15 protein-coding genes are annotated in these 16,326 nt (G+C 63.5%); 10 read left to right on the top strand and 5 right to left on the bottom strand.

Annotation, left to right across the window (positions count from 1 at the left end):
* Positions 1-146: 146 nt before the first annotated feature.
* From IEC33019_RS18685 to IEC33019_RS18665, 5 genes are all read left to right on the top strand, one after another.
* Positions 147-1,055, top strand: coding sequence for a carbohydrate ABC transporter permease (locus IEC33019_RS18685; protein WP_070093187.1), 909 nt, complete (start codon positions 147-149; stop codon positions 1,053-1,055).
* Complete coding sequence (locus IEC33019_RS18680; RefSeq protein ID WP_070093186.1) at positions 1,048-1,884, top strand: carbohydrate ABC transporter permease; 837 nt, start codon at positions 1,048-1,050, stop codon at positions 1,882-1,884. Before IEC33019_RS18685 ends, IEC33019_RS18680 begins: the two co-directional genes overlap by 8 nt.
* A gap of 3 nt (positions 1,885-1,887) precedes the next feature.
* A complete protein-coding gene (locus IEC33019_RS18675; protein ID WP_099593837.1) occupies positions 1,888-3,036 on the top strand; it encodes an ABC transporter ATP-binding protein in 1,149 nt (382 codons plus the stop codon).
* An 84-nt stretch (positions 3,037-3,120) separates the two neighbouring features.
* Positions 3,121-4,422, top strand: a complete 1,302-nt coding sequence (locus tag IEC33019_RS18670; RefSeq protein WP_244509781.1) for a carbohydrate porin — start codon at positions 3,121-3,123, stop codon at positions 4,420-4,422.
* A 117-nt stretch (positions 4,423-4,539) separates the two neighbouring features.
* Positions 4,540-5,394 (top strand): D-hexose-6-phosphate mutarotase, encoded by an 855-nt coding sequence (locus IEC33019_RS18665; protein ID WP_070093183.1) that lies wholly within the window; start codon positions 4,540-4,542, stop codon positions 5,392-5,394.
* On the opposite strand, the gene hexR is transcribed toward IEC33019_RS18665, so the two are convergent.
* Positions 5,387-6,250: a DNA-binding transcriptional regulator HexR gene (gene hexR / locus IEC33019_RS18660; RefSeq protein WP_170831788.1), complete on the bottom strand. Its 864-nt coding sequence runs from the start codon at positions 6,248-6,250 to the stop codon at positions 5,387-5,389. The two genes, IEC33019_RS18665 and hexR, sit on opposite strands and share 8 nt — an antisense overlap.
* Positions 6,251-6,459: 209 nt before the next feature.
* On the opposite strand from hexR, the gene zwf reads away from it, so the two are divergent.
* Genes zwf through IEC33019_RS18645 form a run of 3 tightly spaced genes read left to right on the top strand, consistent with a single transcriptional unit; the run spans position 6,460 to position 9,321 of the window.
* On the top strand, positions 6,460-7,929 hold the full coding sequence (gene zwf, locus IEC33019_RS18655; protein WP_070093181.1) for a glucose-6-phosphate dehydrogenase: 1,470 nt from the start codon (positions 6,460-6,462) through the stop codon (positions 7,927-7,929).
* Positions 7,916-8,629 carry a 6-phosphogluconolactonase gene (gene pgl / locus IEC33019_RS18650; RefSeq protein ID WP_099593835.1) on the top strand — a complete coding sequence of 238 codons (714 nt, stop codon included), beginning with the start codon at positions 7,916-7,918 and terminating at the stop codon, positions 8,627-8,629. The genes zwf and pgl overlap by 14 nt, the downstream gene beginning before the upstream one ends.
* Positions 8,630-8,646: 17 nt before the next feature.
* A complete protein-coding gene (locus IEC33019_RS18645; protein ID WP_070093179.1) occupies positions 8,647-9,321 on the top strand; it encodes a bifunctional 4-hydroxy-2-oxoglutarate aldolase/2-dehydro-3-deoxy-phosphogluconate aldolase in 675 nt (224 codons plus the stop codon).
* A gap of 224 nt (positions 9,322-9,545) precedes the next feature.
* On the opposite strand, the gene leuA is transcribed toward IEC33019_RS18645, so the two are convergent.
* From leuA to IEC33019_RS18625, 4 genes are all read right to left on the bottom strand, one after another.
* On the bottom strand, positions 9,546-11,219 hold the full coding sequence (leuA, locus tag IEC33019_RS18640) for a 2-isopropylmalate synthase (protein WP_070093178.1): 1,674 nt from the start codon (positions 11,217-11,219) through the stop codon (positions 9,546-9,548).
* 433 nt (positions 11,220-11,652) lie between these two features.
* Positions 11,653-12,480 carry a M23 family metallopeptidase gene (locus IEC33019_RS18635; protein ID WP_070093177.1) on the bottom strand — a complete coding sequence of 276 codons (828 nt, stop codon included), beginning with the start codon at positions 12,478-12,480 and terminating at the stop codon, positions 11,653-11,655.
* 3 nt (positions 12,481-12,483) lie between these two features.
* Complete coding sequence (xseA, locus tag IEC33019_RS18630; RefSeq protein WP_070093214.1) at positions 12,484-13,863, bottom strand: exodeoxyribonuclease VII large subunit; 1,380 nt, start codon at positions 13,861-13,863, stop codon at positions 12,484-12,486.
* Between the two features lie 20 nt (positions 13,864-13,883).
* On the bottom strand, positions 13,884-14,789 hold the full coding sequence (locus IEC33019_RS18625; RefSeq protein ID WP_070093176.1) for a LysR family transcriptional regulator: 906 nt from the start codon (positions 14,787-14,789) through the stop codon (positions 13,884-13,886).
* A gap of 97 nt (positions 14,790-14,886) precedes the next feature.
* On the opposite strand from IEC33019_RS18625, the gene IEC33019_RS18620 reads away from it, so the two are divergent.
* Both IEC33019_RS18620 and IEC33019_RS18615 read left to right on the top strand, forming a co-directional pair.
* Positions 14,887-15,642 (top strand): sulfite exporter TauE/SafE family protein, encoded by a 756-nt coding sequence (locus tag IEC33019_RS18620; protein ID WP_070093175.1) that lies wholly within the window; start codon positions 14,887-14,889, stop codon positions 15,640-15,642.
* 46 nt (positions 15,643-15,688) lie between these two features.
* On the top strand, positions 15,689-16,246 hold the full coding sequence (locus IEC33019_RS18615; protein ID WP_070093174.1) for a sugar ABC transporter ATPase: 558 nt from the start codon (positions 15,689-15,691) through the stop codon (positions 16,244-16,246).
* Positions 16,247-16,326 lie beyond the last annotated feature (80 nt).

Genomic DNA, 16,326 nt, shown 5'->3' with positions numbered 1-16,326 from the left:
ACAGGCCCCTGTAGGAGCGGGTTCACCCGCGAAGCATGCGACACGGTGCATGGCACCCGCTTCGCCGGTGTTCGCGGCGCTTCGACGCCTCGATAAACCCGCGCGCCACAGGATTCGCGCTCGATGCAGGTTCTCCGGTACTTCACATGAACACAGCAATCGCAACCCTGCGGGCGTCCCCCCTGGACGCCCTGCAACGCTGGCTCCCTAAACTGGTGCTGGCGCCCAGCATGCTGATTGTCCTGGTGGGCTTCTATGGCTACATCCTCTGGACCTTCGTGCTGTCCTTCACCCGCTCCAGCTTCATGCCCAGCTATCAGTGGGCCGGGCTGAGCCAGTACCTCAAGCTGCTGGCCAACGACCGCTGGTGGGTCGCCAGCAAGAACCTGCTGGTGTTCGGCGGCCTGTTCATCGCCATCAGCCTGGTAGTGGGGGTATTGCTGGCGGTGCTGCTCGACCAGCGCATCCGCCGCGAAGGCGTCATCCGCACGATCTACCTGTACCCCATGGCGCTGTCGATGATCGTCACCGGTACCGCCTGGAAATGGCTGCTCAACCCTGGTCTTGGCCTGGACAAACTGCTGCGCGACTGGGGCTGGGAAGGCTTTCGCTTCGACTGGCTGGTGGATCCGGACCGGGTGGTCTATTGCCTGGTGATCGCTGCGGTGTGGCAGGCCTCGGGTTTTGTCATGGCGTTGTTCCTGGCGGGCCTGCGTGGGGTCGACCCCTCGATCATCCGCGCCGCCCAGGTCGACGGCGCGAGCCTGCCGAAGATCTACCTGCGTATCGTGCTGCCAAGCCTGCGGCCGGTGTTCTTCAGTGCCTTGATGATCCTTGCGCACATCGCCATCAAGAGCTTCGACCTGGTGGCAGCGATGACCGCTGGTGGCCCGGGCTATGCCTCCGACCTGCCGGCGATGTTCATGTACAACTTCACCTTCAGCCGTGGGCAGATGGGCATGGGGTCGGCCAGCGCGATCCTCATGCTCGGCGCCATCCTGGCGATCCTGGTGCCCTACCTGTATTCGGAGCTGAGGACCAAGCGCCATGACTAGTCCGCGTTGGTTTGCCCCCAGCCGCCTGGCCATCCATGCCACGTTGCTGATCGCCTGTGCGCTGTACCTGATACCCCTGGTGGTGATGCTGCTGACCAGCTTCAAGTCGCCGGAGGACATCCGCGCCGGCAACCTGCTGAGCTGGCCGGAAGTGATCACCGGGATCGGCTGGATCAAGGCCTGGGACACGGTCGGAGGCTATTTCTGGAACTCGGTGAAGATCACCGTGCCGGCCGTGCTCATCTCCACCCTCGTGGGCGCCTTGAACGGCTATGTGCTGTCGATGTGGCGCTTTAGAGGCTCTCAGCTGTTCTTCGGCCTGTTGCTGTTCGGTTGCTTCCTGCCGTTCCAGACCGTGCTCCTGCCGGCCTCGTTCACCCTCGGCAAACTGGGCCTGGCCAGTACCACCACGGGGCTGGTGCTGGTGCATATCGTGTATGGGCTGGCCTTCACCACGCTGTTTTTTCGCAACTACTACTGCAGCGTACCCGAGGCCCTGGTGCGGGCAGCGCGGCTGGATGGGGCGGGGTTCTTCACCATCTTCGGGCGGATCCTGCTGCCGATGTCGGTGCCGATCATCATGGTCTGCCTGATCTGGCAGTTCACCCAGATCTGGAACGATTTTCTCTTCGGCGTGGTGTTCGCCAGCGGCGACGCCCAGCCTATCACCGTGGCCCTGAACAACCTGGTCAACACCAGCACCGGGGTCAAGGAATACAACGTCGACATGGCGGCGGCGATGATCGCGGGGCTTCCGACCCTGCTGGTCTATGTGCTGGCCGGCAAATATTTCCTGCGCGGCCTGACCGCCGGCGCGGTCAAGGGGTGACACATGGCACGGCTCGAACTTCGCAACGTCAACAAGCGCTACGGCAGCGGCCTGCCGGACACCCTCAAGGCCATCGATCTGGGCATCGAGTCCGGCGAGTTCCTGATTCTGGTCGGCCCCTCCGGGTGTGGAAAGTCGACCTTGATGAACTGCATCGCCGGGCTGGAGGACATCAGCGGCGGCGAAATCCTGGTCGATGGCGCCGACATCAGTGGCATGAGCCCCAAGGACCGGGACATCGCCATGGTGTTTCAGTCCTATGCGCTGTACCCGACCATGAATGTGCGCGACAACATCGCCTTCGGCTTGAAGATTCGCAAGATGCCTCAGGCGGCGATCGACGACGAGGTGACGCGGGTGGCCAAGCTGCTGCAGATCGAGCATCTGCTCACGCGTAAGCCAGGCCAGCTTTCTGGCGGCCAGCAGCAGCGGGTGGCCATGGGCCGGGCCTTGGCGCGGCGCCCGAAGATCTACCTGTTCGACGAGCCGTTGTCGAACCTCGATGCCAAGCTGCGGGTGGAGATGCGCACCGAGATCAAGCTGATGCACCAACGCTTGAAGACCACCACCGTGTACGTCACCCATGACCAGATCGAGGCCATGACCCTCGGTGACAAGGTGGCGGTGATGAAGGACGGCGTCATCCAGCAGTTCGGCACGCCCCAGCAGATCTACAACGACCCGGCCAACCAGTTCGTCGCCAGCTTCATCGGCTCACCGCCAATGAACTTCATCCCGGCGCGCCTGACGAAGCAGCAAGGGCGCCTGGTGGCATTGCTCGACAGTGGGCAGGCCCGTTGCGAGCTACCTGTGGCAGGCCTGTCGGATGAGCGCGAAGGGTGCGAGGTGGTGTTGGGCATTCGCCCCGAGCAGATTGCCGTGGGAGAGGGCGATGGTGTGCAGGGCATCCGCGCCGAGGTGCAGGTGACCGAGCCCACCGGGCCGGACCTATTGGTGTTCGTCACCCTCAATCAGGTCAAGGTGTGCTGTCGCTTGGCGCCGGATGTCGCCTGCCGTGTGGGGGACAGTCTGAGCCTGCAGTTCGACCCTTCACGGGTGCTGCTGTTCGATGCCGCCAGTGGTGAGCGTCTGGGGCGGGGCGCGTCCGAGCAGATCACCACAGGCAATGTTGCGCGCTTCAAAGGGCGCTGAGTCATCTAAACCATCAATAACAAGAAAAGTGAGGAACAAGGGATGGACCATCGCAAACGCATCAGGACGCTGAGCTCGCTGGCCATGCTGACCTTCGTTGGCAGCGGCGGGGTGCACGCGGCCGAGGCCTTCTCGGCGGATTCGAAATGGATGACCGGCGACTGGGGCGGGACCCGCACCGAACTGCTGGAAAAAGGCTACGACTTCACCCTCGACTACGTCGGCGAGGTGGCCGGGAACCTGCACGGCGGCTACAACGACGACAAGACCGCCCGCTACAGCGACCAGTTCGCCCTGGGCGCGCATCTGGACCTTGAGAAGATCCTGGGCTGGCATGACGCCGAATTCAAACTGGCCATCACCGAGCGCAGCGGCCGTAACTTGTCCAACGACCGCATCAGCGACCCACGCGCCGGGCATTTGAGCTCGGTCCAGGAGGTCTGGGGGCGGGGCCAAACCTGGCGCTTGACCCAGATGTGGATCAAGCAGAAGTACTTCGATGGCGCCCTGGACGTGAAATTCGGTCGTTTCGGCGAGGGCGAGGACTTCAACAGCTTCCCGTGCGACTTCCAGAACCTGGCCTTCTGCGGCTCCCAGGTGGGCAACTGGGTCGGTGGCATCTGGTACAACTGGCCGGTCAGCCAATGGGCGCTGCGGGTCAAGTACAACATCAACCCGGAATTCTTCGTGCAGGTGGGGGCCTTCGAGCAGAATCCGTCGAACCTTGAGACCGGTAACGGCTTCAAGCTCAGCGGCAGCGGCACCAAGGGTGCGATCCTGCCGGTGGAGATGGTCTGGTCGCCCAAGGTCAATGGCCTGCCGGGCGAGTACCGGTTGGGCTACTACTACAGCACCGCCAACGCCGACGATGTCTATGAGGACGTCAACGGCCAACCCCAAGGCATCACCGGCAACGACTTCAAATCCCATTCCAGCAAGCACGGCTGGTGGGTCGTGGCCCAGCAGCAGGTGACGGCGCACAACGGTGACGTCAACCGGGGGCTGAGCCTGTTCGCCAACTTCACCGTGCACGACAAGGCCACCAACGCCATCGACAACTACCAGCAGGTGGGCATGGTCTACAAAGGCCCCTTCGATGCCCGGCCCAAGGACGACATCGGTTTTGGCATCGCGCGGATCCACGTCAATGACGACGTCAAGAAGCGCGCCGAGCAGCTCAACGCCGCCAGCGGCATCGATGACTACGACAATCCAGGCTTCGTGCCGCTGCAGCGCACCGAGTACAACGCCGAGCTCTACTATGGCTTTCATGTCACCAACTGGCTGACCGTGCGGCCCAACCTGCAGTACATCAAGAGCCCAGGCGCGGTGGATGAGGTCGACAACGCGCTGGTCGCGGGAGTGAAGATTCAGTCGTCATTCTGAGAAAAATTGTTGTAAATTTACGCCATCCATTCCCGGCCACTTCATTTCCACTGGAGCTCAGTGGAAATGAAGCCCGCGCCGAGACAGCGCTATCTCAAACAACAAGAGCTTGGAACCATGCCCGAACATCCGCTACATCGCTTCTTTTGCGCGCAGAGGCCCAGGCCGACGTTCGAGTGGGAGCGTTATCAGCAGCGCGATGTGTTGATCATCGATCACCCCCGTTGCCAGGCGGTATTCAGTCGCCAGGGCGCGCAACTGGTGCATTTTCAGCCTGCCGGTGAACGGCCTTGGTTGTGGTGCGCCGAACAGTGGCCGCTGGCCGGGGCGATCCGAGGTGGCGTACCGGTGTGCTGGCCCTGGTATGGGCGTCATCCTAGCGAAGACCTGTGGCCGTCCCATGGCTGGGCGCGCCTGCTCGACTGGAAGCTGGTCGAGAGCCAGGAGGACGAAGAAGGCGTGACCCTGACTTGGCGCCTGCAGCTGTGCGACTGGCAAGTGGACCTGCACGCGCGATTGGGCAGTGGCATGGAACTGAGCCTGACCACCGAGCACCAAGACAGCGAACCGTGCCAGTTGAGCCATGCGCTGCTGGCCTATTGGCGTATCAGTGACGTCTCGCAGATAGCGCTGTCTGGGCTTGAGGACATCGAAGGCTACGACCGCCTCAATCGCCAGGCCTGCCGCGAGGACGGTGCGCTCAAGGTCAAGGGCGGCTGCCAGAAGGTCTACCCGGGTACGCCCCGGGTGCAGTTGCAGGATCCCGCCTGGGAGCGTGAACTGTGCATCGACAGTGGCGACTCCGACGACACCGTGGTCTGGCACCCCGGCAAGCGCCCCTTGGTGGGTGTCAGCGGGCGGGAGTGTCAACGGTTCGTCTGTGTCGAGATCGCCAGTGGCAGCGGCGAGGGCCTGAGCCTGGCGCCGGGGCAGCAGGCTCATCTAAGCCTGCAGGCGCACCGGCTCAGTTGAGTTCGTCGTCCTCGATCGGGTAACGGCTGGCGTTGAGGCTTTCCTTGATCTTGCGCAGGTGCGGCTGGAAGTCCACGCCGCGGCGCAGGGTCATGCCGGTGGCCAGCACATCGAGCACGGTGAGTTGGATGATCCGCGAGGTCATCGGCATGTAGATGTCGGTGTCTTCCGGCAACGGGATGTTCAGGCTCAGGCTGCAGGCCTTGGCCAGGGGCGAGCCGGCGGCGGTCAGGCCAAGCACCGAGGCGCCGTTTTCACGCGCCACGCGGGCCACCTCCACGAGTTCGCGGGTGCGACCGGTGTAGGAGATGATGACGAACAGATCGCCGGTGTGGGCGACCGAAGCCAGCATGCGCTGCATGAGCACGTCGGCATGGGCCGACACCGCGAGGTTGAAACGGAAGAATTTGTGCTGGGCGTCGAGGGCCACGGGGGCCGAGGCGCCCAGGCCGAAGAAGTGGATCTGCCGGGCTTGGATCATCATGTCCACGGCGCGGCTGACCTGATGTGGGTCGAGTGCCTGGCAGGCGCTGTCGAGCGAGGCGATGGCGCTGCCGAAGATTTTCTGGGTGTAAGCGGCCGGGTCGTCGTCGGCTTCCACCGCACGGCTGACGTAAGCGGCGCCGCTGGCCAGGCTCTGGGCCAGCTGCAGCTTGAGTTCGGGGTAGCCACTGACACCGAAGGAGCGGCAGAAGCGGTTGACCGTCGGCTCGCTGACCTTGGCGGCCTGGGCCAGCGCGGCAATGCTGAAGCGGGTAGCTTGTTGCGGGTTGAGCAGGATGACTTCGGCGACTTTGCGTTCGGCCTTGTTCAGCTCGTCGAGGCGTCCCTGGATCTGCTCCAGGAGGTTTCTCACGCGGTCCATGGTATGTCCTTGGGTCGGGAAGACAGCCGGCTGAGGGAACAGCGGGCTTTTTGCACGGTGTCTATCGTACTGTCGGCGAGGTTGCCGTACCACTTGTCTGTCACAGTTGTCGGTAATGTTGTGGTTTTTACTACATTACCCCTTGAAAACCGCGGTTGAAAACGATATTCCTAGGCCAACTTTAGGAAAGAACCAACATCATGGCTGCGATCAGTGTAGAACCTTGCACCTTTGCCTTGTTTGGCGCCCTCGGCGACCTGGCACTGCGCAAGCTGTTTCCCGCGCTCTATCAGCTCGACCGAGCCGGCTTGCTGCATGCCGATTCACGCCTGCTGGCCCTGGCTCGTGAAGCCGGTGACGGCGAGCAGCATCTGGCGACCATCGAGGCGCACCTGCGCCGCTTCGTGCCAGAGGCAGACATCGAACCCGGCGTGCTGGGGCGCTTCCTCGGCCGTCTGAGCTATCTGCGCCTGGATTTCCTCCAGGCCGACGGCTACCAGACGCTGACCGAGCAGGTCGCAGCAGACCTGCCATTGATTGCCTATTTCGCCACACCCGCCTCGGTGTACGGCGCGATCTGCGAAAACCTGGACAAAGCCGGCCTGGCCGCGCGTACTCGCGTCGTACTGGAAAAGCCCATCGGCCATGACCTGGAGTCGTCCCGTCGGGTCAATGATGCGGTGGCGCGGTTCTTCCCGGAGAACCGGGTCTATCGCATCGACCACTACCTGGGCAAGGAGACGGTGCAGAACCTCATCGCGCTGCGCTTTGCCAACAGCCTGTTCGAAACCCAGTGGAACCAGAACTCCATCTCCCACGTGGAAATCACCGTGGCCGAGAAAGTCGGGATCGAGGGGCGCTGGGGCTACTTCGACAAGGCCGGGCAGTTGCGCGACATGATCCAGAACCATCTGCTGCAGTTGCTCTGCCTGATCGCCATGGACCCACCGAGCGACTTGTCCGCCGACAGCATTCGCGACGAGAAGGTCAAAGTGCTCAAGGCCCTGGCGCCGATCACCGGCGAGGCCCTGAGCACCCGTGTGGTGCGCGGGCAGTACATTGCCGGCTACAGCGATGGCGCGCCGGTGCCAGGCTACCTGGAAGAAGACAACGCCAACGCCCAGAGCGATACCGAGACGTTCGTCGCCCTGCGCGCGGACATCCGCAACTGGCGCTGGTCCGGCGTGCCGTTCTACCTGCGTACCGGCAAGCGCATGCCGCAAAAGCTGTCGCAGATCGTCATCCACTTCAAGGAAACACCGCACTACATCTTTGCCCCCGAGCAGCGTTTGCAGATCGGTAACAAACTGATCATCCGCCTGCAACCGGACGAAGGCATTTCTTTGCGGGTGATGACCAAGGAGCAAGGCCTGGACAAAGGCATGCAACTGCGTAGCGGGCCCTTGCAACTGAATTTTTCCGACACCTGGCGCAGTGCGCGTATCCCGGATGCCTACGAGCGTCTGTTGCTGGAAGTGATGCGCGGCAACCAGAACCTGTTCGTGCGCAAGGACGAAATCGAATATGCCTGGACCTGGTGCGACCAGTTGATCGCCGGCTGGAAGAACGCCGGGGACGCACCCAAGCCTTACGCGGCGGGGTCCTGGGGGCCGATGAGCTCCATCGCACTGATCACACGTGACGGGAGGGCGTGGTATGGCGATATCTGAACTGCAACTGCCGGCGAGCGTAACGACGCATTCGCTGGCTGACGGCAAAGCCTTGGCGGCGACGCTGGCCCATGACGTGGCCGAAAAGCTGCGTCAGGCCATTGCCCGCAAAGGCGCGGCGTGTCTGGTGCTGTCGGGTGGCCGCAGCCCGGTGCCGTTCCTGGAGAAGCTCGCGGGCGAAACGCTGGACTGGTCGAACGTCACGGTCAGCCTGGCCGACGAGCGTTGGGTGCCGGTCGCGCACGCCGACAGCAACGCCGGCTTGCTCGCACGTCACCTGTTCAAGGGGCCGGCTGCCAAGGCCCGCTTCGTGGGCCTGTATCACTACGCCGAGAGTCTCGAGGCCGCCGCTGTCCTGGCTGACCAGGCCCTGGCTGCGCTGCCTGTGATCGATGTACTGGTGCTGGGCATGGGCGATGATGGTCATACGGCCTCGTTGTTCCCGGCCAGCCCCAACCTGGATGAAGGTCTGGATGTGCGCAGCGCCCGCCGCTGCCTGCCGATGCTGGCACCGAATGTGCCGCGCCAGCGCCTGAGCATGACCCGTGCCCTGTTGGCCAGCGCTGGTTTCATCGCACTGTCCGTGCAAGGCCCGGGCAAACTCGCTACCCTGCGCGCCGCATTGGCGGCCGCTGACCCAACCGAAATGCCGATTCGCGCCTTTCTTCACGACCCCCTGGACATCTACTGGTGCCCATGAGCCAAGGATCCACTCTCATGACCACGCTCGAACGCCAACAGCCTCTGCTCTCGATGGCCGAGAAAGCCGCCCGGATCGACGCGATCTGTGGCAAGGCGCGCATTCTGCCGGTGATCACCATCGCCCGTGAGCAAGATATTCTGCCCCTGGCCGACGCCCTGGCCGCCGGTGGCATCCGTACCCTGGAGGTGACCCTGCGTTCCGAGCATGGCCTCAAGGCCATCCGCGTGCTGCGCGAGGAGCGTCCGGAACTGTGCGTCGGCGCCGGTACCGTCCTGGATCGCACCATGTTCACTGCGGTGGACGCTGCAGGAGCACAATTTGTGGTGACCCCTGGGGTGACCCAGGACATCCTTCAGGCGGGTGTCGAAAGCGACATCCCGCTGTTGCCCGGTATCAGCACGCCCTCGGAAATCATGATGGGTTACGCCCTGGGCTACCGTCGCTTCAAGCTGTTCCCCGCCGAAATCAGCGGCGGCGTAGCGGCGATCAAAGCCTTCGCCGGCCCGTTCGGCGACATCCGCTTCTGTCCCACCGGTGGCGTCAACCCGGCCAACGTGCGCAACTACATGGCCCAGCCCAACGTGATGTGCGTGGGCGGGACCTGGATGCTCGACAGCGGCTGGATCAAGAACGGCGACTGGGCACGGATCGAGGCCTGCAGCGCCGAGGCGATGGCATTGCTGGACTGAAGCTGAATTTGTTGTGTGCTACAACGCTTGTGGGGCGCCTGATTGGCGCCCTTTTTTTGCGCTGAAGTAAGGTGGGGCAAGGCCGCTACAAGCGATGAACGCGTTCGCGGATTTCTGTAGGTGCGGCCTTGTGCCGCGAAAGGGCTGTGCAGCAGCCCTCATCGATCCAACAGGCAATAAAAAGCCCGCATCGAACGATGCGGGCTTGATCACTGCGTGACAGCTTACGCCGCCTTGGCTTCCTGCTGGCTCAGCGAGCGGTTCAAGGCGCTGAACAGTGCCTTGAAGCTGGCGGTGGTGATGTTCTCGTCGATCCCCACACCATGCACCGGGCGACCACCGGCCACACGCAGTTCGATGTAGGCCGCGGCCTTGGCGTTGGTGCCGGCACCAATCGCGTGCTCGTTGTAGTCCATGATCTCCACGCTGACCGGCAGGCCGGCGACCAGCGCTTCCAGCGCGCCGTTGCCTTTGCCGCGCCAGTGCAGGGTGGTTTCGCCTTCGCCAGCGACTTCCACTTCCACGGCGCTGTGGCCGTTCTCTTCCTGCAGGCGATGGCTGACCAGCGCGTACGGCGTGTTGGCTTGCAGGTACTCTTTGTGCAGCAAGCTGTAGATCTGCTGAGCGGTCATCTCGAGGCCCAGACGGTCGGTCTCGCCCTGTACCACCTGGCTGAACTCGATCTGCATGCGGCGTGGCAGGCTGATGCCGTATTCCTGCTCGAGCAGGTAGGTGATGCCGCCTTTGCCTGACTGGCTGTTGACGCGGATCACCGCCTCGTAGCTGCGGCCGATGTCGGCCGGGTCGATCGGCAGGTACGGCACTTCCCAGAGCGTGTCTTCCTTCTGCTTGGCGAAGCCCTTGCGGATGGCGTCCTGGTGCGAGCCGGAGAACGCGGTGTGGACCAGGTCGCCCACGTACGGGTGACGGGGGTGCACAGGCAACTGGTTGCACTCCTCGACGACCTTGCGTACGCCGTCGATGTCGGAGAAGTCCAGCAGAGGGTCGATACCCTGGGTGTAGAGGTTCAAGGCCAGGGTCACCAGGTCGACGTTACCGGTACGCTCGCCATTGCCGAACAGGCAGCCTTCGGCACGGTCGGCGCCGGCCATCAGGCCCAGCTCGGTGGCGGCGATACCGGTGCCACGGTCGTTGTGACAGTGCAGGCTGATGATCACGCTGTCGCGGCGGTTGACGTTGCGGCAGAACCATTCGATCTGGTCGGCATAGACGTTCGGCGTCGAGACTTCGACGGTGGCCGGCAGGTTGAGGATGATCTTGTGCTCAGGGGTCGGGTTCCACACCTCGATCACTGCGTCACAGACTTCCTTGGCGAACTCCATCTCGGTTGCGCTGAAGGTCTCCGGCGAGTATTGGAACGTCCACTGGGTTTCCGGTTGCTGCGCGGCATATTTGACGAACAGCTTGGCGGCGTTCACTGCGATGTCCTTCACGCCTTGCTTGTCCTGGTTGAAGACGATGCGGCGGAACGACGGCGAGGTGGCGTTGTACAGGTGAACGATGGCCTTTTTGGCGCCGCGCAGGGACTCGAAGGTACGCGCGATCAAGTCTTCACGGGCCTGGGTGAGCACCTGGATGGTGGTGTCGTCCGGGATGTGGCCGTCTTCGATCAGGGTGCGCACGAAGTCGAAGTCGGTTTGCGAAGCGGAGGGGAACGAGGCTTCGATTTCCTTCACGCCGACCTGCACCAAGGTCTTCCAGAAACGCAGCTTCTTCTCCGAATCCATCGGCTCGATCAGCGACTGGTTGCCGTCACGCAGGTCGGAGCTGCACCAGATCGGCGCCTGGGTGATGGTCTTCGACGGCCAGGTACGGTCAGGCAGGTCGATGGTCGGGAAGGCGCGGTATTTCTTCGAAGGGTCTTTGAGCATGGTCATGGAAGCAATCCTTTTATGTGCGGCCGAGATCGGGCCTGCCGAGCGATAACGAGATGAAGAGGCGAGGCGACGCGATCAGCCTGGTAGTCGGGCGCTGACCAGGCAGAGGCTGCGATGTTGTCGGAGCAGGATGAGGGTGCTGAAGGTTTTCATGCCTCAACCCTAACCAGTGGCTGGAGGGATGGCAAGCATTCGGAAAAAATTGAGAGAAATGCTTAAAAAAAGCGGTTGAGCGAGATTTTATGGCTGATATGTAAAAGTGCCTTCGGTATTTTTGCGCTGTATTTTTCGATGGCGCAACTCGGCGGAATCATAGTTGGCTGTGCAGGCCTCTTCGCGGGTACGCCTGCTCCCACAGGGTTTTATGAAGGCTTCCAAGGCAGCGCCAGTCCTTGTGGGAGGGGGGGACCCGCGAAACAGACTCCGCCGATCATCAGGGCTGGAATGCCCCGATGAAGATTGCCGGATCCACCCGCGCATCGTTGAGGCTGACATTCCAGTGCATGTGCGGCCCGGTCGCCCGGCCCGTGGCGCCCACGCGGCCGACCACCTCGCCTCGGCGCAGCGTCTGCCCGGGTTTCACGTCGATCTTCGACATGTGGCAGAACATGCTGATGAAGCCCTGGCCGTGATCGACGAACACGGTACGGCCATTGAAGAAATAGTCGCCCACCAGGATCACCTTGCCATTGGCCGGGGTCTTGATAGGTGTACCTGCCGGCACGGCGAAGTCCAGGCCCGCATGGGGGTTGCGCTCCTCGCCGTTGAAGAAGCGGCGCACACCGAACTTGCTCGACAGTGGCCCGCTGACCGGTTTGTCGAGGATCAGGTTGCTCGGCAGGGCAGGGCTGAAGCTGCGGTAGGCCTTGATCTGCTCGGCAAGCTCGCGCTCGATGCGCTTGAGGTCGGCGGGCTCTGGATTGACCTGGCGCTTGTTCTTCAGGGTGATGTGCTGCTCGGGGTACTTCTTGCTGCCGACGGTGAAAGGCAGGCTGCGCGAGCCCTGGGTCAGCACGGCGGTCCCAGGCTTTTGCGTCAGCGGGATGCCGACGATGGCCAGCCAATTGCCTTGCTCCTGCACCACCAGCACCGGCTTGCCATCGAAGCGGGCGTTGGGTGCCGAGGCCGATGGGCCCAGGTCGACCACTGCCACACCGCCAGGCACCGGTTTGTTCAGTTGGCGGGTGATGTAGCTGGCCTGGGCGTGGGTGCCGAGCAACAGCAGGGAGAGCGCAAGCAGAGGGGCAAGCAGGCGGGGCATGTGTCAGTCCAGTAGCGAAAGGGTGACCGGAGTCTGGTGGTTGTCCTCGACCCGCACCTTGAGCTCGCCTTCGTTCAGGCGGGCGGTCAGGCGTTGGCCGTTGTGGGTCTGGGCGGCGCTGCGGATGGCCTGGCCGCGCTCGTCGAGCAGGATGCTGTAGCCGCGGGCCAGGGTCGCCAGGGGGCTGACCACTTGCAGCGTCTGCAACTGGGCCTGGAAGCGTTGGCGACGATCCTTGAGGATTTCGCGCATCGCCCGAGGGAGGCGCTCGGCAAGGCTGTCCAGGCGCTGGCCAAGCAGCTTGAGCGCGCGCCCCGGATGTTGCGCGGCCAGGCGTGTGTCGAACCGGCCCAGGCGCTCGTGGCGCTGGTTCATGTTGAGCATGAAGGCGCGGCGCAGGCGCATGTCCAGGTCGTCCAGGCGCTGGGCCTGCTGGCGCAGGCGTTCGCCGGGATGGCGCAGGCGGCGAGCCAGGCCATCCAGGCGCAGGTGATCGTGGGCCAGGCGGTTTTTCATGCGCAGCAACAGGCGCCGTTGCAGGCTGTCCAGGCGCTGCTGCAGGCCGCTGCTGTCCGGTGCCAGCAGTTCGGCGGCCGCCGACGGCGTCGGTGCGCGAACGTCGGCGACGAAGTCGCTGATCGACACGTCGGTTTCATGACCCACGGCGCTGACGATGGGCGTCACACAGGCGGCCACGGCGAGCGCGACGTCCTCTTCGTTGAAGCACCAGAGGTCCTCCAGCGAGCCCCCGCCGCGCGCCAGGATCAACGCATCGAAGCCCATGCTGTCGGCCAGGCGCAGGGCGCGTACGATCTGGGCGATGGCTTCCCGGCCCTGTACGGCGGTGGGGATCAGGTTCAGTTCCACCTGCGGAGCCCGGCGGCGGAATACGCTGATGATGTCGCGGATCACCGCGCCGGTGGGGGAGGTGATGATGCCGATGCGACGCGGGTGGGCCGGCAGGGGCTGCTTACGTTCGGCGCTGAACAGGCCTTCGGCGCCGAGCTTTTCCTTCAACGCTTCGAAGGCCAGGCGCAGGGCGCCATCGCCGGCGGGCTCGACGGTGTCGAGGATCAGTTGGTAGTCACCGCGCCCTTCGAACAGCGAGACCTTGCCTCGCACCCTTACCGCCAAGCCATCGCGCAGGGCCTGGCGCACGCGCGCGGCGTTTTGCCGGAACAGTGCGCAGCGCACTTGGGCGCCGCTGTCCTTGAGGGTGAAATACATGTGCCCGGAGGCCGGCCGGGCGAGGTTGGATATCTCGCCCTCCACCCAGACGCTGCGGAACACGTCCTCGAGCAGCACGCGGGCGCGGCCGTTGAGTTGGCTGACGGTGAGGACTTCGCGGTCCAGGCCGAGTCGTTCGAAGGGGTCTCTGATCATGGCGGGCATCATAAAGGACATCACGCCTGGTTGTCTGTGTTGGCGCTCGAGGCTTGCATCGCCGAGACGAACTGGCGCACCAGGTCCCCCGCATCTCGTCGACACGCCAGGGCCACGGTGCTCTGGCAAGGCTCATCCAGCGGTACGAAATGCACCGAGGCCGGCGCAATGTCGCGCATGCAGGCCGGCAACAGTGCCACCCCGAAACCGGCCTGGATCAGTTGCAGTTGGGTGGTCTTGCGAGAAACGACCTGTGCGGCGCGGGGAAAGAACCCCGCCTTCATGCACAACGAAGCGGACAGATAGCTCAAACCCCCCCGCTGCCGATGGGGGATGGAGATAAAGCGCTCCTCACGCAATCGCTCCAGGTCCACCTGCGTGGCGTTTGCCAGTGGATGGCCTGCCGCCACGGCCAGCAGCAATGGCTCGCTGAACAGGGTATGGGTTTCCACGTCATGATGTTGGCGCAATACGGGCAGGCGAAGCAGGCCGATTTCCAGACGTCCTTGGGCGATGTCTTCCAACTGCGCTTCCGACGATTGCTGGGCGATCTCCAGGGAAACGCCGGGGTTGGCCTCCAGATAGCCGCCCAGACGCTCGAGCAGCCGTCCGGTCAACGGAACGGTGCTGGAGTGATTCAGGCGCAGGCTGCCGCGCAAGCCCTGGCCAATCTCCCGGGCCAGGCGTTCGGCTTTGTCCAGGTCAGCCAGCAGGTGCCGGGCGCGGTCGAGAAACGCCAGACCGGCCGCGGTCAGGCGTGGCTGGCGGGCAGTGCGCTCGAACAGCGGCGTGCCAAGCTGCTGTTCCAGTTCCTTGATCTGGCGGCTCAAGGCCGATTGGGCAATGTACAGCCGCTCGGCAGCTGCGCTGAAGCTGCCGTTCTCGGCAATTTCCACGAAATAGCGCAATTGGCGGATGGAAGTCATGGCATGCCTTTTTGAGATGGCTGAGGGCGGAAAGGCATATTAGTCGGCATGGCTCATGGCTGGCTAACCTGTCTGCATCTTGTCAGGGGTCATGTCCATGCTGGTCCAACTGCCGTTTTCCGGTCTTGATTGGTTGCCCATCCTGCTAGGGGTCGGCATTGCCTACGTCGTCTTTGGCATTGCCGGCTTCGGCACGGCCTTGGTGGCAGGGCCGATACTGATTCATTTCATGCCGTTGTCGCGGATCATCCCGCTGCTGGTGCTGCTGGACTTCGTGGCGGCCTTCGGCAACTGGTTACCCTCGCGCAGGGCGGTGGCGCGCAGCGAGCTGTTGAGGTTGCTGCCATGCATGGCGGTGGGCTGCACCCTGGGCGTGGTCTTCCTGCTGCATTTGAAATCAGACCTTCTGTTGTTGCTGATGGGGCTGTTCGTAACGGGGTACGCCATGTATGGCCTGGCGATAAAGGTGCGGCCCGCGCGGTTGGCGGGCGTCTGGGCCGTACCGATGGGCACGGCGGGCGGGTTGTTCGGCGCCTTATTCGGCAGCGGGGGCTTTCTTTATGCGATCTACCTCAATGCCCGGCTGGACTCCACGGAGCAGGCGCGTGCGACCCAGAGTGCGCTGATCAGCTGCAGCACGGTGGTGCGCCTGTCGCTGTTTCTCATCGCCGGGACGTATGCCGATGCCCACCTGTTGTGGCTCGCGGCATGTTTGTTACCGGTGATGGCCGCCGGGCTCTGGCTAGGTCGGCACCTGAGCCAGAAGCTGTCCCGTGAAGCCTTCGTGCGCTTGGTCACCTGGCTGGTGCTGGCCAGCGGGCTGGCGCTGATCGGTCGCTACCTCGGTGGTTGAGCGGTAGAATCTCATCACTACCGCAGTCCCCAGGCCCGTTTCGTTCATGAACACCCAGAGCATCATCGTTCCCAAACTCTCCACTGTCCCGGTTCACGAAGCCCGCGCCCGGGCGATCCTGCGCTGGCTGGTGCGCGAGAAGATCGTCGAGGAGCCGCTCAGCACCTGTGGCCGCACCGGCAATCGCATGGGCTACGCCTTGGCCCAAGGCGCGCGCAAGGTGGCGCTGCACCCGGAACGACTCCCCTTCGGTGAGCAGGTCAACGGCCTGGAGGTGATGCTCAAGCGCTGTATCTATACGCCCACCGAAGGATTTCTCGAAGAGGCAGGCTGCCCAGAGTGCCGGCGCGAAGTTGGCGAGCCGCTGTTCGAGAGCCTGGAGGAGTGGATGCCTGGGGTGAGCGACAACTTCACCTGCCCGCTGTGTGGTTTCGAGGACGACATCAACGGGTTTCTCTTCCTGCAGCCGTGTGCCTTTTCCAACCTGGGCTTCATCTTCAACAACTGGGGCGAGGCCGGGTTCACCCAGGCCTTCCTCGACAGCTTCGCCGACTGGTTGGACCAACCGGTGGCGGTGGTGCAGGTAAAACTGCCGCAAGGCTGACCGAAGGCCCTTATTTTGCATTGAGCGGCGCGCCGTGGATGAGTATAATGGCGCGCTTCCATTTTTCCCGCCCGGGAGCC

Source organism: Pseudomonas putida (assembly GCF_002741075.1).
Classification (GTDB): Bacteria; Pseudomonadota; Gammaproteobacteria; order Pseudomonadales; family Pseudomonadaceae; genus Aquipseudomonas; species Aquipseudomonas putida_T.
This window is presented reverse-complemented; position numbering and strand designations above follow the sequence as displayed.

Coding starts and splice junctions, on each gene's coding strand:
- IEC33019_RS18620 (WP_070093175.1), top strand. CDS start 14,887: ATGCTGGTCCAACTGCCGTTTTCCGGTCTTGATTGGTTGCCCATCCTG.
- IEC33019_RS18685 (WP_070093187.1), top strand. CDS start 147: ATGAACACAGCAATCGCAACCCTGCGGGCGTCCCCCCTGGACGCCCTG.
- IEC33019_RS18680 (WP_070093186.1), top strand. CDS start 1,048: ATGACTAGTCCGCGTTGGTTTGCCCCCAGCCGCCTGGCCATCCATGCC.
- IEC33019_RS18635 (WP_070093177.1), bottom strand. CDS start 12,480: ATGCCCCGCCTGCTTGCCCCTCTGCTTGCGCTCTCCCTGCTGTTGCTC.
- IEC33019_RS18615 (WP_070093174.1), top strand. CDS start 15,689: ATGAACACCCAGAGCATCATCGTTCCCAAACTCTCCACTGTCCCGGTT.
- IEC33019_RS18645 (WP_070093179.1), top strand. CDS start 8,647: ATGACCACGCTCGAACGCCAACAGCCTCTGCTCTCGATGGCCGAGAAA.
- IEC33019_RS18625 (WP_070093176.1), bottom strand. CDS start 14,789: ATGACTTCCATCCGCCAATTGCGCTATTTCGTGGAAATTGCCGAGAAC.
- IEC33019_RS18670 (WP_244509781.1), top strand. CDS start 3,121: ATGCTGACCTTCGTTGGCAGCGGCGGGGTGCACGCGGCCGAGGCCTTC.
- IEC33019_RS18675 (WP_099593837.1), top strand. CDS start 1,888: ATGGCACGGCTCGAACTTCGCAACGTCAACAAGCGCTACGGCAGCGGC.
- leuA (WP_070093178.1), bottom strand. CDS start 11,219: ATGACCATGCTCAAAGACCCTTCGAAGAAATACCGCGCCTTCCCGACC.
- zwf (WP_070093181.1), top strand. CDS start 6,460: ATGGCTGCGATCAGTGTAGAACCTTGCACCTTTGCCTTGTTTGGCGCC.
- pgl (WP_099593835.1), top strand. CDS start 7,916: ATGGCGATATCTGAACTGCAACTGCCGGCGAGCGTAACGACGCATTCG.
- xseA (WP_070093214.1), bottom strand. CDS start 13,863: ATGATCAGAGACCCCTTCGAACGACTCGGCCTGGACCGCGAAGTCCTC.
- IEC33019_RS18665 (WP_070093183.1), top strand. CDS start 4,540: ATGCCCGAACATCCGCTACATCGCTTCTTTTGCGCGCAGAGGCCCAGG.